The sequence below is a fragment of the Proteus sp. G2669 genome (genome assembly GCF_009915245.1).
Lineage (GTDB): Bacteria > Pseudomonadota > Gammaproteobacteria > Enterobacterales > Enterobacteriaceae > Proteus.
Window position 1 is genome coordinate 57,069 of record NZ_JAABLX010000020.1, and the last position, 24,866, is coordinate 81,934.

Genomic DNA, 24,866 nt, shown 5'->3' on the forward strand with positions numbered 1-24,866 from the left:
ACTAGCCTGGTTGCCAAAGCGTATAACTACTTACCCTTGGCCTTTCTGATACTTTGTATCTCACCTGCAGATTTGAATCTTTTCTTATGGATAAAACTAAACAAAATGAATTGGTTCGATGGCTGAAACAGCAAAGTGCTCCAGCCCGTCGATGGCTACGGCTATCAATGATCCTAGGTGTTGTAAGCGGTTTATTAATTATTGCTCAAGCATGGTTATTAGCTGTTTTACTTCAAGCATTTATCATGGATAGTATTAACCGTGATACGCATATACCTACGTTTCTCACTCTTATTGGTATTTTTATCTTACGTGCAGTAGTAATGGCTATACGAGAGCGTGTTGGTTATCGCTGTGGTATGGCAGTTAGGCAACAAATTCGTAAAATTGTCCTTGATAGACTTGAAGAATTAGGCCCTGTTTGGGTTAAAGGCAAACCAGCAGGAAGCTGGGCAACAATTATTCTAGAACAAATTGAAGATATGCAAGATTATTATGCACGTTATCTTCCACAGATGTATCTTTCTGCTATTGTGCCTATTCTTATCCTTATCACCCTATTTCCTGTTAACTGGGTTGCGGGGTTAATTTTATTCTTTACTGCCCCACTGATCCCGCTATTTATGGCATTAGTTGGCTTAGGTGCAGCAGATGCTAACCGTAGAAACTTTCTCGCTTTAGGTCGTTTAAGTGGTAATTTTCTCGATAGATTAAGAGGATTAGACACATTACGGCTATTTAACCGTGGTAATGCCGAAGTAAAACAAATTACTGAAGCAACAGAAGACTTCCGTAAACGCACGATGGAAGTGCTAAGAATGGCGTTTCTATCTTCTGGCGTATTGGAATTTTTTACCGCTGTTTCTATTGCTGTTGTTGCTGTTTATTTCGGGTTTTCTTACTTAGGTGAACTTAATTTTGGTAGTTATGGTTTGGGTGTTACCCTCTTTTCAGGTTTCTTAGCGCTGATCCTTGCTCCTGAATTTTTTCAACCTTTGCGAGATTTAGGTACTTATTATCATGCAAAAGCGCAAGCCGTGGGCGCAGCAGAGTCTCTGGTTGAGTTTTTAGAGGCTGATGGTGAAAAACCACAATTAGCAGGTAATGAGCGTATCAATGCAAATGAAAGTATTGAAATAACGGCACATGAACTAGAGGTTTTATCACATCAAGGCGTAAAATTAGCAGGCCCATTAAGTTTTACAATTAATCCTCAGCAACGTATTGCGATTGTAGGCCAAAGTGGCGCAGGAAAAAGCTCATTATTAAATGCCCTTTTAGGTTTTTTACCTTATCGTGGTTCATTAAAAGTTAATGGTATTGAATTAACTCAGCTTTCACCTGAAGCATGGTGTCAATGTTTAAGTTGGGTGGGACAAAATCCAAATTTACCTGAACAAACTTTACTTGATAATGTACGTTTAAGCGCTCCAAATGCCAGTTCAGAACAAATTAATCTGGCTATTGAAAAAGCCTATGTCAGCGATTTTATTAACGATTTACCTGATGGGTTAGATACAGTCATTGGCGATAGTGCTGCTCGTCTTTCTGTTGGTCAAGCACAACGAATTGCCGTAGCTCGTGCTCTATTATCCCCTTGCCAATTATTATTACTAGATGAACCAGCAGCAAGCCTTGATTCCCATAGCGAACAACGTGTGATGCATGCACTCAATAATGCATCATTAAATCAAACTACGTTGCTTGTTACTCATTTATTGGAAGAAACATTAGGTTACGATCAGATTTGGGTAATGGAAAAAGGTCAAATTATCGAAACGGGCACTTATGCGTTATTAAGCCAGCAACAAGGGGCTTTTGCTCGTCTTCTTGCTCATCGTAAAGAGGAACTTTAATTATGAAAGTATTGCTTCCTTTTCTCGCACTCTATCGTCGCCACTGGTTTATGTTATTGCTAGGTATTATTCTTGCTATCTTAACTTTATTGGCGAGCATTGGCCTTTTAACACTATCAGGTTGGTTTTTAGCGGGTACTTCTCTAGCTGGTTTTGCGGGGATTTATAGCTTTAACTATATGCTACCTGCTGCAGGAGTTCGTGGTGCAGCGATATTTCGTACTGCGGGCCGTTATTTTGAAAGACTCGTTAGTCATGATGCAACATTTCGCGTGTTATCACACTTACGGGTATTCACCTTTGAAAAAATATTGCCTCTTTCTCCTGGTGGAATTGCACGTTTTCGTCAAGGTGAGTTACTTAACCGCTTAGTAGCTGATGTTGAAACATTAGATCACCTTTATATTCGTGTTATCTCACCTATTATTGCCGCTTTTGTCGTCATTATGATGATTATGTTTGGCCTTGGGTTAATTGATGCTCGCTTAGCTAATACATTAGGTGGCATTATGCTCACCTTGCTGATTGTTTTACCTTTTGTGTTCTATTATGCAGGTAAACCTATCGGCCGAGATCTGACTGATTTACGTGGACAATATCGCACTGTACTCACTAGCATGTTACAAGGGCAAGCAGAACTAACTGTTTTTGGTGCGCTACCTCGTTTTAGAGCAAATTTAGCGCAACTTGAAACCAAGTGGTTACACCGACAAGCACAACAAGCAAACTTAACAGGGTTATCGCAATCATTGATGATCCTCGCCTCAGGGCTGACTGCAACCTTAATTCTATGGTTGGCGGCGGATGGGATAGACCATAGCTTTATGCCTGAAGCCCTAATTGCTTTATTCACATTCTGTGCATTGGCAGCATTTGAGTCTTTAGCCCCTGTTACTGTTGCATTCCAACATTTAGGACAAGTGATGACATCTGCAACACGTATTTCTCATTTAATTGAGCAAAAACCAGATGTCACTTTCCCTGAAAAAGGAGAAGAAAGAAAAAAGAGTGCTTCACTTACCCTACATAATGTGTGCTTTACTTATCCAGCTCAACCGATGCAAGTTATTAATCATGTAGATTTAACGATTGAAGCAGGACAACACATTGCATTGTTAGGAAAAACAGGTTGTGGTAAATCAACACTATTGCAATTAATCAACCGCGCTTTTGATCCAACTCACGGCACAATCTGCTTAAATAATTCATCTATTGCCGATTATGATGAAACGACTTTGCGTTCAATGATGTCTGTTGTTCCTCAGCGTGTTCATGTCTTTAGTCATACCCTAAGAGAAAACTTAATTATGGCAAAAGAAGAGGCAACAGATGAAGAGCTCGTCTATGCACTTCAACAAGTTGGCCTTGGACACATTTTGGAAAATGATGAAGGGTTAAACGCATGGATGGGCGATGGTGGTAGACAGCTCTCTGGGGGCGAACAGCGACGTTTAGGACTGGCAAGAGCCCTACTCCACAATGCACCTCTTGTATTGCTTGATGAGCCAACAGAGGGCCTTGACGCCGATACAGAACAGCAGATCCTAGCTCTCTTACATCAGCATTGTCAGGGCAAAACTGTATTAATGATCACTCACCGACTTCACGGTTTAGATAAAATGGATAAAATTTGCGTTATGGATGGCGGAAAAATCGTTGAAACAGGCACTCATGCTTCGTTGTTAAAACAACAAGGGCATTATGCTAGATTTCACCAAAGACAGGCACTATTAACTCCGACTCACGAGGCATAATATGCCGTTGTTTCAATTAAACGATAGTGATTTGGATTTTCCAGAGCCTCATTTAGCATTAAAAGAGCCTAATGGATTATTAGCAATAGGGGGAGAAATCTCCCCTTCTCGATTACGTGTTGCATATCAATCAGGTATCTTCCCTTGGTACTTCCCCTACGAAGAACCATTATGGTGGTCACCTGATCCAAGAGCTGTATTACCTGCTGGTGATTTACATATTGGGCGTAGTTTGCGTAAATTTATTCGTCATCATCCGTATAAAATAACCTTAAATCACGCCTTTGCTGCAGTGATAGAGGCCTGTTCTATTCGTGATGAAGGCACCTGGATAGGCCCTGATATTAAAGAGGGTTATGACGCGCTGTATCATCAAGGTGAAGCACATTCTGTTGAAGTATGGGAAGGCAATGAACTCGTAGGTGGATTATACGGAGTCAATATCGGTGCGGTTTTTTGTGGTGAATCGATGTTTAGTCGCAGAGATAACGCTTCTAAATGTGCCTTTATTGCTTTTTATAACCATTTTCTTCGTTATGGGGGTCAACTATTTGATTGTCAGGTGCTAAACTCTCATACTGCCTCGTTAGGTGCCAGTGAGATCTCGCGTGACCATTATTTAAATGCATTATCGCGCTGGAAAAAAGTGATTATTGATAAAAAGTGTTGGTATCAGCAATCGTTGGAATTATAATCACTGCTTGTTTTTGTAAAGCCCTTCTTATTTAAGACAGAATTAAGAATGCCATTCTGTTATTTATGCAAAAAGGTTTATACAAAAATTTTATCTTACACACCCATTATGTGGTTAGGGTGTGTTGCTATTTTATTGTTATAAATACCACAAAATAAAGAATTACGACTTCTGTTATTACTTTTGCTCTAGCTTAGTAAAACGCAAGTCACGGTAAGGATGTTAAGTGCAATAGCAAGGTGAACACCATTGCTATCCGATAACATTCCTTTACATAGGACAATATTTTCGGCATTATCTTGCCGTTTGAAAAATATGGTTATTAAAACTTAGAGGATTAGATGGCCAAAGAAGACAACATTGAAATGCAAGGCACTGTACTGGATACTCTGCCAAACACGATGTTCCGCGTAGAATTAGAAAACGGACACGTCGTTACCGCTCATATCTCAGGAAAAATGCGTAAAAACTATATTCGTATCCTGACAGGCGACAAGGTTACCGTTGAGCTGACCCCATATGACCTGAGCAAAGGCCGTATCATCTTCCGTAGCCGTTGATCCCAATCTGTTCTCTCCCGTTATTGTTATATAACGGGTGAAAAAAAAACACCACAGGCAAGGCATTTATTGATGCTCACCTGTGGTGTATGCTTTTATGGCTTAGTAAGTTAACCGCTATCCTTAGATAACGGTATCTTCGTTCTTAGCCAGCTTTTCTTGACTGACAAACTCGTAGCTTAACTTACCTGCTAGTTTATCTAATATGACAGAAACTGAACCACCATTAACAAGAGATCCAAATAAAATTTCGTTAGCTAATGGTTTTTTCAGATTTTCTTGGATCACACGCGCCATCGGTCTTGCGCCCATCGCTTTATCATAGCCTTTATCACACAACCATTGGCGTGCTTCTTGACTAACTTCTAGCGATACCCCTTTATCATCTAGCTGTACTTGTAGCTCAACAATAAATTTATCCACTACCATAGAGATAATTTCAGGTGATAACGCATTAAACCAAATAATGTTATCTAAACGGTTACGGAATTCAGGTGAGAACGCTTTTTTAATTTCCGCCATAGCATCGGTGCTATTATCTTGCTCTGTAAATCCAATCGACTTACGCTGCGTTTCACGCACACCCGCATTAGTCGTCATTACTAAAATAACATTACGGAAATCGGCTTTGCGGCCATTGTTATCTGTTAATGTGCCGTTATCCATGACTTGTAGCAGAATATTGAACACATCTGGATGTGCTTTTTCAATTTCATCAAGCAATACAACAGAATACGGATTTTTGATTACTGCATCGGTTAATAATCCGCCTTGATCAAAACCAACATAACCAGGAGGCGCACCAATTAAACGGCTAACAGTATGTCGTTCCATATATTCAGACATATCAAAGCGCAGTAATTTAACATTCAACGCTTTCGCTAATTGTACAGTAACTTCTGTTTTACCTACCCCAGTTGGGCCAGCAAATAAGAATGAGCCTACTGGTTTGTTATCTTGGCCTAAGCCTGCTCGACTCATTTTAATGGCTTCAGATAATGCATGAATTGCAGGATCTTGACCAAATACCAACATTTTTAATTGGTTATCGAGATTTTTCAGTATCGATTTATCACTACTAGATACCGTTTTTTCAGGGATACGTGCAATTTTAGCAACTACTGATTCAATATCAGAAACATTGATCGTTTTTTTGCGTTTACTTGGTGCAATTAAACGTGTTTTTGCACCCGCTTCATCAATAACATCAATGGCTTTATCTGGTAGATGTCTATCTGTAATGTATTTAACGGATAAATCCACCGCGGCCTGAATCGCTTTATTGGTATAACGTACATCGTGGTGCGCTTCATATTTCTGACGCAACCCTTTGATGATTAAAACGGTTTCATCAGCTGAAGGTTCTGTTATATCAATTTTTTGGAAACGACGCGCAAGCGCTCTGTCTTTTTCAAAAATATTACTGAATTCTTGATAAGTCGTAGAGCCTATAACTCGAATTCGCCCACCTGATAACAGAGGTTTGATTAAGTTTGCCGCATCTACCTGCCCACCTGATGCAGCACCTGCACCAATAATGGTGTGGATCTCATCAATAAATAAGATGCTTTTCTCATCTTTTTCAAGGGTTTTAAGTAACGCTTTAAAACGTTTTTCGAAATCACCACGATATTTCGTTCCCGCTAATAGCGAACCAATATCTAGTGAGTAAATAGTGTAGCCTTTCATAACGTCAGGAACATCATCTTGCTCAATACGCCATGCAAGCCCTTCTGCAATTGCCGTTTTACCGACGCCTGATTCACCTACTAATAATGGGTTATTTTTGCGACGACGACATAATACTTGAATGGTTCGTTCTAATTCAGCTTGACGCCCAATCAAAGGATCTATTTTACCTTGGCGTGCTAACTGATTAAGGTTAGTTGTAAAATTATCCATATGATCGTCACCTTGAGGCATCTCTTGCTGAGATTGTGCGTTCATATCATTCATGTCAGAAAGATCTTCGTTTTGTTGATCTTCTTTTGAAATACCATGAGAAATAAAATTCACAACATCAAGGCGACTAACGTCATGTTTACGTAATAAGTAAGCTGCGTGAGATTCTTGTTCACTAAAAATAGCCACCAGCACATTAGCGCCAGAGACTTCATTTTTGCCTGATGATTGAACATGAAAAACAGCACGCTGTAATACACGCTGAAAACTCAGCGTTGGTTGTGTTTCTCTGTCTACATTTTCAGGCAAAATAGGGGTTGTTTTACGAATAAAGACTTCAAGTTCTTCGCGTAAGACTGCCAGATCGACTTTACAAGCTTCCAATGCTTCGCGTGCCGATTTATTACTTAATAGCGCCAACAACAGGTGCTCTACAGTCATAAATTCGTGTCTGTTATCACGGGCTTTCGCGAATGCAACATTAAGACTCAGCTCTAATTCGTGATTAAGCATAAGCACCTCCTCCTTAAAAGACTAACCGGATCATGCTTGTTCAAGAGTACATAAAAGTGGGTATTCGTTTTCTCTTGCATACAGATTAACTTGTGCCACTTTCGTTTCAGCAATATCCGCACTATAAACCCCACAAACTCCTTTCCCTTTATGATGAACGTCCAGCATAATTTGTGTTGCTTTTTCCTCACTGAGAAAAAAATACATCGTAAGCACTTCTACAACAAAATCCATGGGGGTGTAATCATCATTATTCAAGATCACCTTATACATTGCTGGTGGCTCATTTACCTGATGAACATCATCCCTTAACGTGGTTTCTGTTAAAAAATCAAACTGACCCATTGTTTTGCATTACTCATAGTTTTGTTAAACGTCACTTTCAATTATGACATTTAGTTTACCATCTCACAGGAAAGTCTGCCTATCAACGCTTTTTTATTCCCTCTTTTTACATCCAAAAAATAACAAAGCGTTAGCTACATCAAAATTTCACCTTATCGAAACACTTTCTGTCCCTTTCACCTCTTGACGACTGAAACAATAAAATAGAGTATGTTTTATGAACAGCTCAGTAAATATACTGAAAGTGATGTTAAACAAATAAATACAAGTATATGAGAGAAGCTAAGTATGGAGACAGGTACAGTAAAGTGGTTCAATAACGCTAAGGGCTTTGGTTTTATTACCCCAGAAAAAGGTGGCGAGGATATTTTTGCCCACTATTCAACAATTAGAATGGAAGGCTACCGCACACTTAAAGCGGGGCAGAAAGTTAATTATAGCACGATAAAAGGGCCTAAAGGTGACCATGCTGACCTTATCATTCCTATCATTGAATAGAAGATACGCACAGTATAGATAAACCTGATAATACCTTTTACCCAATGAAGTCGGGTATTTTCAGTCAGAAAGATACCTTATTCATTCAAATAAAAGCCCTTAATATACTTAAGGGCCTTTATCTTATTGTTTGAATTATTCTCTGGCTAATGCATCAATGGGATTCATTTTTGCAGCACTCCTTGCCGGTAAAAATCCGAAAATAACCCCAATAGCAGTTGAACAAATGAAAGCACTGATTAATGCAATAGGTTGGAATACAAAATGCCAATCCGGTAACATTACGCTTGCAATCATTGCAATACTAAACGAAAGAGCAATTCCTAACACACCCCCAACTAAACAAACCAGAACAGATTCAATGAGAAATTGTTGCATCACGTCACTCGCCCTCGCACCAACCGCCATTCTAATACCAATTTCTCGCGTTCTTTCAGTCACAGAAACCAGCATAATATTCATAACACCAATGCCACCAACCACTAATGAAATAACTGCGACAAGTGTAAGAAATAATTGCATTGTTTGCGTGGTGCTCTCAGCCGCTTTAATAAAACTATCAAGGTTATAAGTGAAAATATCTTTTTTACCATGTCTGATAGTAAGCAAACGGATCATTTGTTGCTCAGCTACACTGGCATCATAACCGTCTATTGCTCTTACCGTAATGCTGTCAAGATATGAGCGATTTAAAATACGACTATTTAACGTACTATAAGGCACCCAAACACGTAATGACTGCCCATTACCAAAAGCTGATTTTTTATCTGCAATAACTCCGACAATCGTAGAAGGAATATTGCGAATAATAATTTGCTCACCAATCACATCTTTCTTAGTTGGAAAAAATCGATGACGAGTATTTTCGTCAATTACAACAACCTGAGCTTGTCGTTGGATCATATCTTGGGTAAATGAGCGACCTTGCGAAAATTTCATGGCATATACAATAAAATAATCTTCACTCACACCCGCAACCGAGGCTGGAGAATCTTGGTTTCCACGGCGTAATCGCGTGCTAAATTGCACTTGTGGTGTGACCGCTTGCACATAAGATTGCTGTTTTAAAGCAAAAACATCTTGTAGCGTTAATGATTGTCTGTCTTCAGGGGAATCACTACCGAAATCTTTCCCTGGATAAATATCGATGGTATTCGAACCAATGGCTTTTATATCAGAAAGCACCATACTTTTTGCAGCATCACCAATGACAATAATCGTCACGACAGAAGCAATTCCTATAATAATGCCGAGCATTGTCAATAATGTACGTACTTTATTGACAACCATGGCACGCCAAGCCATTTCTAGCGCTTGAGTAAAGCGCCCTACAATTTGTCCCAAATAAGAGGAAGTTAAAACAGGTGTCGTTTCTTTTTTAACTTTATGTGTCGTTGTTTGATGACGGTTATCACTAATAATCTTACCGTCTTTTATTTCGATAATTCGCTCGGCTTGTTCTGCAATTAAAGGGTCATGCGTTACGATAATAACTGTATGCCCTTGTTCATTTAATTGCTTCAAAATAGCCATTACTTCTTTACCAGAATGACTGTCTAATGCACCAGTTGGCTCATCAGCAAGAATAACCTCACCACCATTCATCAACGCTCGCGCAATACTTACACGTTGTTGCTGGCCACCAGAAAGTTGATTAGGTCGATAATCAACACGCTCGCCTAATCCTAAACGAGTTAATAATTCACGTGCCCTTTCTTTACGTTGAGTGGCATTTTTATCTGCATAGATGGCTGGAATTTCAACATTCTGCTCTGCACTTAAGTGTGCCATTAAATGATAACGTTGAAAAATAAACCCAAAGTGTTCGCGACGTAATGCAGCAAGTTGATCACCTTCCATTTGTGCAACACTTTGACCTGCAACTTTATATTCACCGCTACTTGGCTTATCCAAACATCCTAAGATATTCATTAAGGTCGATTTACCAGAGCCGGACGCTCCCATAATCGCGACCATTTCACCCGCATTAATCGTTAATGAGACTTTATTGAGAACAACGGTTTCTTCTTCACCATTGCTATATACGCGACTAACCTCATTGAGTTCTAATAATGCCGGCATTATGCATCTCCTGAAGTTTCACCCAGAATAACCTCATCGTTCTCTTTTAATCCGCTGAGGACTTCAGCATAAACATCAGTACGCATACCTATTTTTACTGTGCGTTTTTCTGGCTGACCATCAACTAAAACATCAACATAATATTCATTAATACCCGCATCTTCACCTAAGACAGAAAGCGGTACGAGGAGTACATCTTTCTTATTTTCGATAAGAATTTTAACTTGCGCGGTCATTTGTAAACGTAGTAAATGTTGTTCATTAGGCACTTCGAAACGGGCATAGTAAAAAATAGCATCATTAATTTTTTCAGGCGTTGGCAGAATATCTTTTAACTTGCCACTAAAAGCTTTATCCGGCGCGCCTAGCACTGTAAAAGAAGCATTAAGATCAGGTTTTAAATAAATCACATCTGCTTCAGATACTTCCGCCTTTACTAGCATCGTATCTAAATCTGCTAAAGTTAAAATCGTTGGTGCTTCTTGTGCCGCAATGACGGTTTGACCTTCTAGAGTTTTAATAAACGTCACAATGCCATCCATAGGCGCAGTGATACGTGTATATTGAAGGTTAGTTTTTGCGGTATCTAAGGTCGCTTGATTCTTTTTAATCTGCGCTTCATAGGTGATAATACGTGCTTTTTTAACATCAACATCAGTTTTAGTACGATCAAGCTCATCTTGTGCAATGGCATATGTACCAATCAGCTTTAACTGACGTTGATATGTAAGTTGCGCTAAACGTAATTCGGCCTGAGCCTGTTGAAGATTTGCTCTAAGCTCATTGTTGGTTTCTTGAGATTCAGTGACTTCGTTTTGCGCTTTTTTAGGATCAATAATCGCTAACAAATCTCCCTTTTTAACCGCATCGCCTTCTTTCACAAACAAAGTTTGTAATTGGCCACTGACTTGCGCACCTACATCAACTTTACGCACAGCATCAAGTTTACCCGTTGCTGTCACTTCTTTTGACAGCTCACCTCGCGTAATGATTTGTGTTTGATATGACGGTACATTTTCTTTCGGCCAAAAAAAATAGGCAACAATAGCAACCGCAATTAAAATAAGGGTGAGCACTTTCCCGCGCTTTTTTAAAGATAAAAAAGCCATACAATATCCTTCCTAAACATAACAATTTAATAAACCATAAGAAACTTTAGCGATGATATTCATCTTCATCGCTAAATAGAATTTACATTGATCCCGTGCGTTTATCTTTCTTGCTATAACGGCCTAATTTGCTTTGCCTCTAGCAAGCCATGCAACACGAGAAAACATACTTTTCAGTATGGAGGGGATGGAGTCTACTCCTCGTTGAGCAGCATTGTTAGCTACCGTTAGTGCGAGATCTGGTTTTGATGAGCGTTGGATAGCTTTAATAATCACACGTCGAGTTGGCCATTTTTCATTATCAGGTACACCTGCAACATCATGATACACATTGCGAAAGCCTTCTTTGTATAAAAAATGTTCCATATCTAAGGCGGGGAGTTTTGTTAATCTATCACGCTCCGCATCATTGCTTTTTGATGCAAAATCTTTAACGGTTGCGGCATATTTCTTACCCGCTTCATCACCATCCACTAAGGTATGCCATTCTATTCCCATATACGTTGCATACTTTAATAATGGCTTAAGTCCACATTGTGCAAATTCAATAACTTTTATTCCTTCGGCTTCAAAGAAATAATTACATTGTCTTGCCAACTCGTTCATTAACCAAATTTCTGTTTCACCTTCAACTAATAACCAGCAACGAGCAAAAAGTGCAGACGGCCTGTTATAACGAATATGAAATGAAATACGTCGTTCTTCATCTGAATGTAATTGCTGATTACCAACACGATAAGCAGCTACTTTGTCAGTATCACGTACTAAACGACACACACTTTCTAATGGTGCTAATGAAAGTAACTCACCTGAATTAGTCGTTGTTATACGTTGTAATGAAAAAAGATTAAGTAATCCCCAAGCCACCGAAAGCATAATAGGATGTAAACGTGTTTCAGGGTTTTCTACAATAACGATAGGCCTTGCATAAGGATCTAATGCAACGCTACCTCGAGACTGTAATATAGAGGAGAACATTCCTAGGATAATTAATCGAATGCTTCGTTGATTCGGTTTTGCCAACACCTTATTAATATTTTCTAATGCGTGCCAGCCACGTACATGAGGCTCATTGACTTTACGATGACGAGCATGTGATTTAAACAACAATGAACCATGATCAGCAAAATAGTGCCCTAGTAGCTGTTGCATGGCATCTAGCCCTTCACGTAAATCCTCATCTGACAACTCGTCTGGATTTTTAACTAATGCCTTGGTTAACTCACTCATTTTATTATTAAACGCTTCTCGATGAGGGTTATTATGAGGATCGATAACGTCAGAGGTAAGATCACGAACAAAACGCGCATCTTGCAAGCGAAGAACAGGATAAAGCCTAACAATCTCTGCAATAATTTCTTGAGTTTGTCCATTAGGTAAGCGAATTTGCTTTCCTTCTTTATCCAGAAAATAGCGGAATGTTTTTACATTTTTTTGTTCATCTAATTCAGCACTGATGCGGTAATAGATATGTTTTAGTTCATCACCATTTGCAACCCATACAGGCGCTATTTTGTGAAAACGATAAGAACGATGTCGTCCAGGGCGTGATTCAGTAAATGTCAGAATAATTTGTAGCGTTTTTTTACTATTTTCTTCCGGCTCATTCGGCAGACGATGGAAATCATCAGGTGTAAATGCATATTGATAGGTTTCAATACCCAAGCTGAGTGTTAACGCATCAAGTAATGAGCTTTTACCCCACGCATTTTCACCCACTAAGACTGTATTCATATCAAGAGGTAATGAAAGACGATTAAGTCCACGGAATCCAACTATTTCCACTCTTTCTAAATACATAAATTCCCTCGTTAGTTACGACTAAGCTATGTTTTTTTATTCTTCCTATCTTAATTTTATGCTTAATCTGCCAATAATTTCACTTAATGAATGTTTTCATTAAATCACAGTTAAAGAGTGTCGTAATAAAATTTACTCAACTATTCGATATATACCCAAATCGTTCGCTTTTCAAACAATTAAAGCCACTTATCGGTAAACATGTTAGGCTCATGGCTTCAATAAAAATTTTAGATTTATCTTAGCTTCTGTATCCACAACAACATAAGTAAATGTTATAATGCAGACAACGTTATTAGTTTATTTTATAATTTGAGTGCACTCAGTAAGGAATAGAAATGTTATCAGGGTTATTGATTATCCTACTTCCGCTTTTTGTAGGGTATTTGATTAAATTAAACAATCGCCCATTACTTCATCTGGCAAATCGCCTACTTAGTGCGATGGTTTACGTTATCCTATTTCTAATGGGCGTCAGTTTAGCCATGTTAGATAATATTGGTGAAAATTTAGTCTCTATTCTTGCTTATGCCAGCGTTTTCTTTTTATGTACCTTTGGGGCAAATTTACTATTTTTATGGCTATTGGATAAAAAAGATCCTTGGCATGTCCCTGCACATAAGCAATCTAAGCCACCATCACGCATAAAAATGGTACTTGAATCGCTGCAATTATGCGGTGTGGTTGTTGTCGGTTTTTTTGTAGGCTTAACGGGTTGGTCAATTTTTCATTATGCATCTCATGCCAGCCAAGGTGCGCTTATCTTCTTGCTGTGGCTAGTAGGATTACAATTGCGTAATAGCGGAATGAGCCCAAAGCAAATTTTAATTAACCGCAGAGGAACAACCGTTGCTGTCGTCATGGGGGTGAGTGCGCTTGCAGGTGGTGCTTTAGCTGCTTATTTACTAGGATTACCGATGAAAATGGGATTAGCCATTGCATCTGGATATGGTTGGTACTCTTTATCTGGGATTGTACTTACCGATGCATTTGGCCCTGTTATTGGTAGTACTGCGTTTTTCAATGACTTAATGCGTGAATTAGCGGCAATTATGCTTATTCCTATCATTGTTAATCGTTATAGAAACACGGCATTAGGGATTTGTGGTTCAACTTCCATGGACTTTACGTTACCTGTTTTACAAAGAAGTGGTGGTGTTGCCATTGTGCCTGCAGCCATTGTGCACGGATTCGTGTTAAGTTTAATCACTCCAATATTAATGGCTTTCTTTACTTCATAGAAAAATCAGTAACAATAGAACAATAACGTTCTCTTTTTACAGTGGATTAACAATGAATCAACAGCGTGTATTAGTACTTGGTGCAAGTGGCCATATTGGTCAAAATCTTATTCCAGCTCTGATAAAACAAGGTCATCAAGTCACTGCGGGAGCGCGCAGAGTTGACTGGATGATGTCTCAAGGTTGGGAAAATACACGCTGTATTTTTGTGGATTTACACAATCCAGAAACCTTAAACAAAATCATGCATGATACTGATATTGTGTACTATCTTGTTCACAGCATGGGCGATGCACATAATTTAGTTGAGCAAGAGCGTAAAGCGGCAATTAATGTTGTGGAAGCATTAGAAGGCACAGAAGTTAAACAAATTATTTTTTTAAGTGCCTTACAACATGAAGATCAGCAATATTCACCCCATCTCATTGCCCGAAAACTCACGGGTGAGGTATTAAGAACAAGCGCGATCCCTGTAACTGAAATTCGTACCTCAATGATTGTCGGCCCTGGCTCTGCCGCCTTTGAAATTATGCGTGATATGGTTTATAACCTCCCTATTCTTACGCCTCCGCGCTGGGTTCGTTCAAAATCGTCCCCTATTGCCTTAAAAAACTTAATTCACTATTTAACAGAAATTATCCATCATCCCACACATCAACATCGTATTTTTGATGCTGGTGGCCCCGAATATATTAGCTATCAGACCCTTTTTGAGCGCTTTATTAAAATCTCAGGTAAAAAACGAGTGCTGATCCCGCTACCTATGCCGGGCAGTCTTATTTCTGCGGGCTTTATCAGTATGATAACGTCTGTGCCAACCTCTATTGCCAAAGAGCTGATCCAAGGGCTTAAATATGATCTTCCTGCCAACGATGAGCCATTACGTAAACTTATTCCTCAATCCCTAATTAAATTTGATGATGCAGTAAAAGAAACACTCGCTGATGAAGAAGCGGCTTTAGATAACCAAGATTGGGGTTACTCTCCTGCTGTTCGTAATCGCTGGAAACCGGGTTATGGTTATTACCCTAAAAATGCAGGTTGTACAGTATCTACACCGGCAAGCGCGGCATCCCTTTGGCATACTGTGCAACAAATCGGTGGAGAACAAGGCTATTTTTATGGTAATGCGCTATGGAAAACCCGCGCCATTATGGATGATATGGTCGGAAATAAAGTGACTTACGGACGCCCTTCTAGAGAAACATTAGAACTTGGCGATATGATTGATGGTTGGCGAGTGATCAAACTAGAGCCAGAAAAACAACTAACCTTATTATTTGGAATGAAAGCTCCCGGTTTAGGTCGCCTTTCTTTTACTATCCATGATAGTGGTAATCTTCGTTCAATCGATGTTCGTGCTTGGTGGCACCCTGCCGGTTTTAGTGGATTACTTTATTGGTTTGCGATGATGCCTGCGCATTTATTTATTTTCAAAGGCATGGCTAAAACCATAAGTAATAACGCTTATGAACTGGATAAAAATTCACCTAAGAGTGAAAAAAAATAGCTGAATTACCCATTTTTACGTAAAAAAACCACTTTATTATGCAGTTTTAGTTGCATAATTATTCTTACCGTTTTATTATTTGAACCAGTTAATGACTATTCAGAAAAAACGCATGAGTATTCAATTAAAAAACATAAATTGTTTCTACGGTTCGCACCAAGCACTCTATGATATTAATCTGGAATGCTCTGCTGGTGAAACAATGGTTCTATTAGGACCAAGTGGTGCAGGTAAGAGCTCACTAATGAGAGTTCTTAATTTATTAGAATTGCCACGTTCAGGCGAATTAGAAATTGCGGGTCTACATTTTGACTTTAACCAACAGCCTAACGCAAAGGCAATTCGTTCATTACGCCAAAATGTGGGCATGGTATTTCAACAATATAATTTATGGCCGCACCTGACGGTTCTTGATAATTTAATTGAAGCACCTTGTCGTGTATTAGGTTTATCAAAACCGCAGGCTAAAGAAAAAGCAATGAAGTTACTTGAACGTTTACGTTTAAGTGATTATGCAGGACGCTTCCCACTACATTTATCGGGTGGACAGCAACAACGTGTTGCCATTGCAAGAGCATTAATGATGGAGCCTCAAGTTCTCTTATTTGATGAACCGACAGCGGCATTAGATCCTGAAATTACAGCTCAAGTTGTTGATATTATTAAAGAGCTTTCTGAAACGGGTATTACACAAGTGATTGTGACCCATGAAGTTGAAATTGCACGCAAAGCCGCGAGCAAAGTTGTATATATGGAAAACGGCCGTATTATAGAGCAAGGTGATAACTATCGTTTCACTGCTCCACAAACGGAAGCTTTTGCTAATTACTTGTCACACTAAATCGGGATCAGACAATGAAAAAAATATTATTTGCAGCACTTCTGACCAGTATTACACTTTCTGCAACTGCGGCTGAGAAAGAGACAATCCGTTTTGCCACTGAAGCAACATATCCGCCATTTGAAATGATTGATGCGAATAACCAAATTGTAGGATTTGATGTTGATCTCGCTAATGCAATGTGTGCAAAAATTAATGCGGATTGTACCTTTACCAATCAGTCTTTTGATAGCTTAATTCCTAGTCTGAAATTCCGTCGTTTTGAAGCATTAATGGCAGGTATTGATATTACCCCTGAGCGTCAAAAACAAGTTGATTTCACGGATTCCTACTATGATAACTCCGCTGTATTTATTACAGTAACAGGTAAAATCTCTGATGTTGCTAGCTTAAAAGGTAAACAAATTGGTGTACAGAATGGGACTACCCATCAGAAATTCATCAATGAGCAACACAAAGAAATGAAAACTGTTCCTTATGACAGTTACCAAAATGCAGTATTAGATCTTAAAAATGGTCGTATTGAAGCTATCTTTGGTGACACTGCAGTTGTAAATGAATGGCTGAAAAAAAATCCTGAATTAGGTATTGTAGGCGATAAAGTTGCAGATCCTAACTATTTTGGTACAGGCCTTGCGATCGCAGTAAGAAAAGGCAATGCTGATTTACAAGATAAATTAAACAAAGCATTAGCTGAAGTAAAAGCTGATGGCACTTATGATGTCATTTATAAAAAATGGTTTGAATAACAATAATAGCTTAATAAATGAATGAAATAACAACTCTAGCAGGTGCGGCCGTTACTACGGTCTCACTTGCTATTTCTGCTCTTATCATTGGATTAGTTCTCGCCATGTTGTTTACAGCATGGGAATCCGCGAGATGGAAAGCCTTTGCTTTCTTAGGAACATGCTGGGTAACACTAATCAGAGGACTACCAGAAATGCTGGTGGTTCTTTTTGTCTATTATGGCACCTTACAAGGTGTCATGATCTTAATGGATGGCATTGAATTAGGTTCTTTCACCTTACAAATAGATTTTGGTGATACTGAATCTCTACCTTTCTATTGTGGTGTTATCGCCCTTTCACTTCTTTATGCTTCTTATGCTTCACAAACATTACGTGGCGCCTTAAAAGCGGTACCAACAGGACAATGGGAAGCCGGCCAAGCGTTAGGTATGGGTCGTATTACTATTTTCTTCCGCTTTATTATGCCTCAAATGTGGCGTCATGCTTTACCTGGTTTAGGTAATCAGTGGTTAGTTTTATTAAAAGATACGGCTTTAGTCTCATTAATCAGTGTTAATGATTTAATGTTACAGACACAAAGTATAGCTAATAGAACTCAAGAGCCTTTTACTTGGTATAGCATTGTTGCACTGATTTATTTAGCCATTACGCTAGTCAGTCAATATATCCTGAAATGGTTAGAAATGAGAACAACTCGATTTGAACGGAGTGCCTCATAATGTGGGATTATATTGTTGATATTTTACCGGGATTACCAACCAGCTTGTCATTAACATTAGTGGCTTTATTGGTAGCATTTACACTTTCAGTTTTAATGACCTTTATTTTGGCATTAAAAACCCCTGTTATTACTCAAATTGTAAAAGCGTATATCACCTTATTTACCGGTACACCGTTATTAGTGCAGTTTTTCTTAATCTATTATGGCCCTGGACAATTTCCTGTGTTGCAAAAATTCCCTCTGATTTGGGAGTTATTATCAACACCGTGGTTTTGTGCCATGGTCACATTAGCATTAAATAGTGCCGCTTATTCAACCTTACTTTTTTATGGTGCAGTAAGAGCTATTCCTTCAGGACAATGGCAATCTTGCCAAGCATTAGGTATGTCGCCAGTGCAAACAGCAAGAGTAATATTGCCTTATGCATTTAAGCGTGCGCTTTCATCCTATTCAAACGAAGTTGTATTGATATTTAAAAGTACCTCACTCGCCAGTACGATCACATTGCTTGAATTAACAGGTTATAGCCGACAAGTATTTGGTCAAAGTTATGATGTGATGGTCTTTGTTGCCGCAGGTATTATTTATTTAGGCATCAACGGAATACTGACACTTCTAATGAGATTGATTGAGAAAAAAGCCTTAGAGTTTGAACATCGTAATTAAAACGTCTAAACCAAACTGTCGATAAAAAAATACCCCAGATTTTTTTCACTCTGGGGTATTTTTTATGTTGGAATAAACAACAAATACATGTCCTATTTTTGTGTAGCCTGTTTTTCTATTAACGCTTCTTTATGGCTTACTCGATACGCATTCCATGCCAACAAACTCCCAATTAACATGACAACAGCTAACGCTAATTTAGGTTGTACAGGTGATGCCAGTGCAGTTAAACCAAAAGCAGCACCGCCTGCCATTTGAATAAAACCAACTAAAGCAGAGGCAATGCCTGCCGTTTGCGAATATGGCTCAAGTGCATAACTTGTCGCAGGCCCCATAATAAAGGCTAATCCAGCACAAGCACTTGCTACAGGGAGCATATAAATCAGCCAATGGTTTTGTATTCCAGCAGGAATAAACATTAAGCTTAATAACAAACTCACGCAGCCTAATCCCATTAATCCGCCTCCTAAGATCAAACAAATAGGTCTGCCAACACGGTGGATCACACGGTTTGCATAAAAACTGACAAACATTATCCAAAAACCATTTACACCAAAAACAATGGAAAAAATCAGCGGTGATAGTTTCGCATCATTCATCAACACAATAGGGGCAAATGAAACATAAGTTAACGCCATTCCCATTGTGCCTGCATTCACTAAGGCAAAAGTTAAAAAACGTTTACTACATAAAATCTCAAGGTATGTTTTACCTAATTTCTGTTTTGATTGAGCTGTATTTTCAGGTTTAGTTTCAGGCAAGAAGCGAGTGATCAAAACTAGCACAAATACCGAATAGAAAATTAAAAATCCGAAAGGCGCGCGCCATCCCCAATACTCAGCTAATAATCCACCTAATAAAGGTGCAAGTGCAGGAATAATATTTAAGGTACCATTTAAAAAGCCAAAAACACGGGCGGCTTCATTACCATTAAAACAGTCACGAACGCAGGTAAAAGCCACAACGGAGGTACAGCACACTGCTGAAGCTTGTAATAATCGCGAAATAATAAAAAGCGTTGAGTCTGTCGAAATCGTTGCAATGACAGAACCCACAATATAGATAAAGATCCCAGCGATAGCGATAGGTTTACGACCAAACTTATCCACCAAAGGCCCTGATATAAGTTGCCCTATCCCCAACACTAAAATAAATAAAGCGATAGTCGATTGAATAAGGGATTCACTGCTTCCTAAATCTTGAGCAATTGCAGGTATAGTCGGTAAATAGAGATCAATCCCTAATGGCCCTAATAGTACCATCACTAATAACAACGCTTTTAAATTCTGCATAAAATAAAATGCCTATCTAATCAAAAAAGAAAACGCCCGATGTTATCCATCGAGCGTTAAATACTTATTTATACTAACACCCATTACCTATTTTGTAATGAATATCTTAACTATCTTGTAATACCAATAATGTAAGCACTTCATAATGAGCAGTATGAGGAAACATATCAAACAACTGCACTCTATCAATACGATAATGAGAAAGTTGCTGAATATCTTTAGCCATGGTTTGAGCATTGCAGCTAGAGTACAGAATAAAGCGAGGTTTCATTTTATTTAGATAACCGCACAATGCCTCACCAATACCTCGCCTTGGCGGATTAACAAGCACTAATTCAGGCACTGACTCTTTAGCTAATGCATAACCGGTTGAATCTAAGGCTTGAAACTCAACATGCTCTAGCCCTAATTCATGAGCAGAGAGGCGTGCACATTCTATTGCTTCAGGGCTAATTTCAATTCCTGTCAATTGGGTCAATTTATCTGCGCAATGTAATCCAAAGCCTCCTGATCCACAAAACATATCCCACAAATGTGAGATATTTAATTCTCTTACCCAACGACCTGCCGTAGCATAAAGTGATGAAGCAACCTCTGGATTAGTTTGGAAAAAACCTCTAGGACGAATATGTAATGGAATTTGATTAAAAGATTCATCCAAAAATGCTTTTTCAGTCAGAATAATTTCTTTTTCACCTTCAAGAATAGCCATATGAACAGGTTGAATATTCACAGAGATAACAGCTAATTGAGGCAGTTGTTCTTGTAACCACGGAAGTGCTTTGTGAAGTTGTTCTAATTTTTTTTCTGAGCGCAAAACAAAACGCAACATTATCGTGCCATTGCTTCTGCTTTCAGTTAATAAAATAAACTTAAGTTCACCACGGCGACGCTCAATGTCGTAAGGTACTAATCCTGCTCTCGCTATAAATGTTTTTAAAATTGGGAATGTCGGTGCAAAAGAGTCAGGATAAAGAGGGCATTCGCATAAATCGACAGCCACACCCTCTCGTGTTTTTAGACCTAATACAGGTTTTTCAACACTGCCACTGACTACCATTTTTGCTTTATTACGAAATTGCGCTTGCTGGCTTTCAACAGGCGCTAATTTATTAAAAGCATAATCTTCAGGTAGCAATGATAATAAGCTGTGCTGTTTTTTCTTGATTTGTTCAGAATAAGCAAGAGAAAGCCATTCACAAGAATGACAATCACCCGCACTAAAGCGTGCGCATTGCATAAGATTTTGTGACCGTTATGGAGATTAATATTAATGTACAGTATAGGAGGAGTCAGTTGATGAACTACTTATTTCAACTTCTTCTTCATCATCTTCTTCATTTTCGTTTTCTTGTTTTTCACCATACAAGAAACCATTATTAAAAATTTCACTGACAACTTCAGCCGATTGTTCTTCTGCTTTTTGTAAGAACAGATCAAATTGATTCAGTGAGATCCCCGCAGCAACAGGGAATGATTGGCAGAATACTAACTTAGGTAAGTTTTCATCACTAATTTCTAAAAATGTTTTAATAAACAAAGAACTTGCATTTATTTGGCTTAGATTTGCCATTAAAGGCACTATTGCTGAGGGTTTTAATTCAGCGATAGCGGTAAATACAAGCACATCTTCGAGAATATCAATTTTAGCATCAAATATGCCGCTGATATATTGAAGATGTGGTAAATGTAACGCCTGACAAGAGTCACATTCATAATAAGCAATCTGTAGTTCATCAAGCCAAGATTTTAGCTGATCCAGATCGGGGGTAACAACAGCGTTCATTCAAATAACCTTTACGCGCTAAAGAAAAGAGTGCCTTTTGGCATTAAGGCTATTTTGCCACTTTTTCTATCTTGAAGGCACTAATAAATAGAAAAACTAAGAAAATTAAGCCAATTTACAAATTGGGTTTTCTTAGTTTTTCATGCTTTGTTGAGAAAAAACAGTACGCTATTCTTTGTTATTCTCTTTTTTCTTTTTATTATTCGCGGGATTGTTATCAATACCTAAAAACGTTAAGCGATAAATCGCCCGCCATACAATATGAATAGAAGGTGGGATCATACAGATAACGCCCAGAACAACCAGAGTTAATTGCCCCGTGTAGGTACCTAACCACTGCGGAGAAGTGATATATTGATTGATATATAAGTATGCAACCACTAATAAAATAATCCCCACGATCTCTATGATTATGATGGGTTTTGGCATATCAGACAGTGATTTCATATCCCGTTTAGAAGGCTTTTCCATATTTTCTCCGCTAAATGCTGTATCGCAGTCCTATCTCATTATTCGGCAAATTGGTATAATTTATCACACTAAAAGGCAATAACTGTTTTTGTTTAGCCTAATAAAAGGGCATAGTATCAACCAATAAAGACTATTATGCCTGAATTTTATTTCCTCAATAAGGAGTGTCGTATGTTTGTTGTTATTTTTGGTCGTCCGGGTTGCCCATATTGTGTACGTGCTAAACAACTGGCTGAAACTCTGTCTGAAAAACGTGACGATTTTGATTTCCGCTATGTAGATATTCAAGCTGAAGGAATTACAAAAGCTGATTTATCTAAAACCGTCGGTAAAGAAGTTGAAACTGTGCCACAAATTTTCATTGATGAGAAACACATTGGTGGTTGCACAGATTTTGAAGCTTATGCTAAAGAAAATTTAGGCATATACAACTAATTAAAAAAGCGCTAAAACAGCTTAACTTTCAATATGTTTTAGCGCTTTTCCCTTTTTATTTTACTCATTATCTCTTTATATTCCCCTCTTTCCAAAAAATAATCCTACTTTTTTTCATTAGTCAGCGAACTTTCTATCTAACCTGGAGTCTGAATTAGTGCCACTGCTTTTCTTTGATGTCCCCAAATATTGAGGAGCCCGATAGTTTCAACCCCTTTGGTGAAATAACTGTCGGGTTTTTTATTGCCTGCAATCTAATAACACTCGCCTTGCAATGTCACAATAATACGACGACGGCCACCACGATCACGATGTTCCCCAAGATAAATCCCCTGCCAAGTTCCTAAATTAAGTTCACCTTGACTAATAGGGATCGTGACGCTTTGCCCAAGTAAACTACTTTTTATATGGGCTGGCATATCATCACTACCTTCATAAGTGTGAAGATAGTAATCTTCATCCTCTTTAACACTTTGATTAAAGAAACTTTCAAAGTCACTTCGTACTGTCGGGTCGGCATTTTCATTAATCGTTAATGAAGCTGATGTATGTTGAATAAAAAAATGAGCTATTCCAATTTTATATTGTCTTAGTTCGGATAATTCTTGAATCAATGCCTGTGTAATTAAGTGGAACCCTCTCGGCCTTGCGTTGAGTATGATGTTTTTTTGGAGCCACATTTTTATACCTCGTTGAAAATAAGAAAAAAGAACAATGCGAGAGCGATACCATAAGCGAAATACTCTTTTTAAGAGTGCTTTAGCTCAGTTAAATCTAAAACTGACAATTCTTTAAAAAAAGCACAATTAAATAAGAAAAAAACACTTTACCCTTATTACTCCCTCATTTACCCTTAAAAACTTGCGTATTATGTATCATAAACATCGCTTATCAGCACGACATGTATGGAGCCTACTTTGCTGGAACAATTTAATTTAGCCGTATTTTCAATGATGAATGCAACACCTGCGGCATCTCCTTTCGAAATCGGTATGGCGATAATTATTGCTAAGTACCTTGTCTATCTTTTTCCTTTATCTTTAGTGTCCTATTGGTTGTGGGGTAATGAAAAACATCTTAGCCAGCAAAGAACATTAGCCTGCAAAGCCGCAGTATCTTTAGCTATTGCATTGTCTATCTCTTGGTTAATTGGTGCAATTGCTCCGCATGAGCGTCCTTTCGCTGCTAATATTGGTCATAACTTCCTTGATCATGATGCAACACCTTCATTCCCTAGCAACCACGGTACGTTTGTTTTTACCATTGCATTAGCTTATCTGTTTTGGCATAACAGTAAACGTATTGGTTATATCATGCTAGGTTTAGGACTAGCGATTGCTTGGGCTCGTATTTACCTTGGTGTGCATTGGCCAATCGATATGATAGGTGCCTTTATTGTGGCTTTGCTTTCTTGTGGCTTAAGTCAGATGTTCTGGTCTAAGGGCGGAGATATACTCCAAAAATGGGTACAACAGCTTTATCAGCTCTGTTTTGCTTATCCCATTCGTAAAGGTTGGACAAAAGCCTAACCTTTCTTACATTGAAAAAGACCATATTTATTGTGGTCTTTTTTATATTTAACTTAAGTCAATCCCCACGTTGATATATTAATATATAAATAAAAATATCCTCTATTATTATATTATTTGTCCAAAAATAAATATGTTGTTATTTTAATCAAAATGAAGTTTTTATATTCGTTATATAGTAATGTATCAGACTCATTTATTAACAAATTTATTGTCGTAATAATAAACAATATTCTACTTATGATTGAATTGTTGTTATATTTATTTCATAGAATAAAGAAAAATCATTAATAAATAATCGTATTCCCTTATTTTTATATTCTTTTGTCTACTTTTATACATAAATAAAAGAAAATAATTAATTCATATATATCAACAACATGCAAGGTTAATGTAATGTTTTAATTGTGAATAAAAATAACCAGATTGATTTAAATCATTTATTTTAGAAGAAATAAAAAAGCCTAAATTTAATCATTAACATATGAATATTTAGATATTTGGCTTTA

At 38.1% G+C, this 24,866-nt stretch carries 23 protein-coding genes; 13 read left to right on the top strand and 10 right to left on the bottom strand.

Translation table 11 applies throughout. The annotated features are described in order from the left end of the window. The first annotated feature begins 86 nt into the window (after positions 1-86). The 4 genes from cydD to infA all read left to right on the top strand — a co-directional run bounded on the left by cydD (position 87) and on the right by infA (position 4,864). Positions 87-1,856 carry a cysteine/glutathione ABC transporter permease/ATP-binding protein CydD gene (gene cydD / locus GWI68_RS05620; protein WP_166539649.1) on the top strand — a complete coding sequence of 590 codons (1,770 nt, stop codon included), beginning with the start codon at positions 87-89 and terminating at the stop codon, positions 1,854-1,856. 2 nt (positions 1,857-1,858) lie between these two features. Further along, a complete protein-coding gene (gene cydC / locus GWI68_RS05625; protein WP_166539650.1) occupies positions 1,859-3,610 on the top strand; it encodes a cysteine/glutathione ABC transporter ATP-binding protein/permease CydC in 1,752 nt (583 codons plus the stop codon). A 1-nt stretch (position 3,611) separates the two neighbouring features. After that, the gene (aat, locus tag GWI68_RS05630; protein ID WP_166539651.1) at positions 3,612-4,304 is read left to right on the top strand and encodes a leucyl/phenylalanyl-tRNA--protein transferase; all 693 of its coding nucleotides are present in this window, start codon (positions 3,612-3,614) and stop codon (positions 4,302-4,304) included. Positions 4,305-4,645: 341 nt separating this feature from the next. Next, positions 4,646-4,864, top strand: coding sequence for a translation initiation factor IF-1 (gene infA / locus GWI68_RS05635; RefSeq protein ID WP_004244560.1), 219 nt, complete (start codon positions 4,646-4,648; stop codon positions 4,862-4,864). A gap of 123 nt (positions 4,865-4,987) precedes the next feature. Here infA and clpA read toward each other — a convergent pair whose 3' ends face one another. Both clpA and clpS read right to left on the bottom strand, forming a co-directional pair. After that, positions 4,988-7,279: an ATP-dependent Clp protease ATP-binding subunit ClpA gene (clpA, locus tag GWI68_RS05640; RefSeq protein WP_166539652.1), complete on the bottom strand. Its 2,292-nt coding sequence runs from the start codon at positions 7,277-7,279 to the stop codon at positions 4,988-4,990. 30 nt (positions 7,280-7,309) lie between these two features. Further along, positions 7,310-7,624: an ATP-dependent Clp protease adapter ClpS gene (gene clpS / locus GWI68_RS05645; protein WP_036938154.1), complete on the bottom strand. Its 315-nt coding sequence runs from the start codon at positions 7,622-7,624 to the stop codon at positions 7,310-7,312. 288 nt (positions 7,625-7,912) lie between these two features. Between clpS and cspD the strand changes: the two genes are divergently transcribed. Next, positions 7,913-8,122, top strand: a complete 210-nt coding sequence (gene cspD, locus GWI68_RS05650) for a cold shock domain-containing protein CspD (protein WP_072062820.1) — start codon at positions 7,913-7,915, stop codon at positions 8,120-8,122. A 135-nt stretch (positions 8,123-8,257) separates the two neighbouring features. Here the strand turns inward: cspD and macB are convergent, their stop codons facing one another. From macB to GWI68_RS05665, 3 genes are all read right to left on the bottom strand, one after another. Beyond that, the gene (macB, locus tag GWI68_RS05655) at positions 8,258-10,204 is read right to left on the bottom strand and encodes a macrolide ABC transporter ATP-binding protein/permease MacB (protein WP_166539653.1); all 1,947 of its coding nucleotides are present in this window, start codon (positions 10,202-10,204) and stop codon (positions 8,258-8,260) included. Then, positions 10,204-11,313, bottom strand: a complete 1,110-nt coding sequence (macA, locus tag GWI68_RS05660; RefSeq protein ID WP_166539654.1) for a macrolide transporter subunit MacA — start codon at positions 11,311-11,313, stop codon at positions 10,204-10,206. The genes macB and macA overlap by 1 nt, the downstream gene beginning before the upstream one ends. Positions 11,314-11,436: 123 nt before the next feature. Further along, positions 11,437-13,113: an ATP-dependent endonuclease gene (locus GWI68_RS05665; protein WP_166539655.1), complete on the bottom strand. Its 1,677-nt coding sequence runs from the start codon at positions 13,111-13,113 to the stop codon at positions 11,437-11,439. A gap of 338 nt (positions 13,114-13,451) precedes the next feature. Here GWI68_RS05665 and GWI68_RS05670 point away from each other — a divergent pair, with 338 nt between their 5' ends. The 6 genes from GWI68_RS05670 to artM all read left to right on the top strand — a co-directional run bounded on the left by GWI68_RS05670 (position 13,452) and on the right by artM (position 18,844). Next, a complete protein-coding gene (locus GWI68_RS05670) occupies positions 13,452-14,354 on the top strand; it encodes a lysine exporter LysO family protein (protein WP_072062825.1) in 903 nt (300 codons plus the stop codon). A 52-nt stretch (positions 14,355-14,406) separates the two neighbouring features. Continuing rightward, positions 14,407-15,864: a DUF2867 domain-containing protein gene (locus GWI68_RS05675; RefSeq protein ID WP_166539656.1), complete on the top strand. Its 1,458-nt coding sequence runs from the start codon at positions 14,407-14,409 to the stop codon at positions 15,862-15,864. Between the two features lie 112 nt (positions 15,865-15,976). Further along, positions 15,977-16,705 (top strand): arginine ABC transporter ATP-binding protein ArtP, encoded by a 729-nt coding sequence (gene artP, locus GWI68_RS05680; protein ID WP_166539657.1) that lies wholly within the window; start codon positions 15,977-15,979, stop codon positions 16,703-16,705. Positions 16,706-16,719: 14 nt separating this feature from the next. Further along, the gene (gene artJ, locus GWI68_RS05685) at positions 16,720-17,454 is read left to right on the top strand and encodes an arginine ABC transporter substrate-binding protein (protein WP_023581291.1); all 735 of its coding nucleotides are present in this window, start codon (positions 16,720-16,722) and stop codon (positions 17,452-17,454) included. Between the two features lie 17 nt (positions 17,455-17,471). Further along, positions 17,472-18,176, top strand: coding sequence for an arginine ABC transporter permease ArtQ (artQ, locus tag GWI68_RS05690; RefSeq protein ID WP_072069696.1), 705 nt, complete (start codon positions 17,472-17,474; stop codon positions 18,174-18,176). Then, positions 18,176-18,844 carry an arginine ABC transporter permease ArtM gene (gene artM / locus GWI68_RS05695; protein ID WP_109408775.1) on the top strand — a complete coding sequence of 223 codons (669 nt, stop codon included), beginning with the start codon at positions 18,176-18,178 and terminating at the stop codon, positions 18,842-18,844. The genes artQ and artM overlap by 1 nt, the downstream gene beginning before the upstream one ends. A 92-nt stretch (positions 18,845-18,936) precedes the next feature. On the opposite strand, the gene GWI68_RS05700 is transcribed toward artM, so the two are convergent. The 4 genes from GWI68_RS05700 to GWI68_RS05715 form a co-directional block, all read right to left on the bottom strand. Next, positions 18,937-20,136 (bottom strand): multidrug effflux MFS transporter, encoded by a 1,200-nt coding sequence (locus GWI68_RS05700; RefSeq protein WP_166539658.1) that lies wholly within the window; start codon positions 20,134-20,136, stop codon positions 18,937-18,939. A gap of 106 nt (positions 20,137-20,242) precedes the next feature. Beyond that, complete coding sequence (gene rlmC / locus GWI68_RS05705) at positions 20,243-21,376, bottom strand: 23S rRNA (uracil(747)-C(5))-methyltransferase RlmC (protein WP_166539659.1); 1,134 nt, start codon at positions 21,374-21,376, stop codon at positions 20,243-20,245. Positions 21,377-21,406: 30 nt separating this feature from the next. Further along, entirely contained in the window at positions 21,407-21,922 is a 516-nt protein-coding gene (locus GWI68_RS05710; RefSeq protein WP_109410068.1) for a YbjN domain-containing protein, read from the bottom strand. 168 nt (positions 21,923-22,090) lie between these two features. Beyond that, the gene (locus GWI68_RS05715; protein WP_109410069.1) at positions 22,091-22,393 is read right to left on the bottom strand and encodes a YbjC family protein; all 303 of its coding nucleotides are present in this window, start codon (positions 22,391-22,393) and stop codon (positions 22,091-22,093) included. Between the two features lie 171 nt (positions 22,394-22,564). On the opposite strand from GWI68_RS05715, the gene GWI68_RS05720 reads away from it, so the two are divergent. After that, positions 22,565-22,828, top strand: coding sequence for a GrxA family glutaredoxin (locus GWI68_RS05720; protein ID WP_088493321.1), 264 nt, complete (start codon positions 22,565-22,567; stop codon positions 22,826-22,828). A 254-nt stretch (positions 22,829-23,082) separates the two neighbouring features. Here the strand turns inward: GWI68_RS05720 and GWI68_RS05725 are convergent, their stop codons facing one another. Next, positions 23,083-23,508 (bottom strand): secondary thiamine-phosphate synthase enzyme YjbQ, encoded by a 426-nt coding sequence (locus GWI68_RS05725; RefSeq protein WP_166539660.1) that lies wholly within the window; start codon positions 23,506-23,508, stop codon positions 23,083-23,085. A gap of 237 nt (positions 23,509-23,745) precedes the next feature. On the opposite strand from GWI68_RS05725, the gene ybjG reads away from it, so the two are divergent. Then, complete coding sequence (ybjG, locus tag GWI68_RS05730) at positions 23,746-24,357, top strand: undecaprenyl-diphosphate phosphatase (protein ID WP_166539661.1); 612 nt, start codon at positions 23,746-23,748, stop codon at positions 24,355-24,357. Positions 24,358-24,866: the final 509 nt, after the last annotated feature.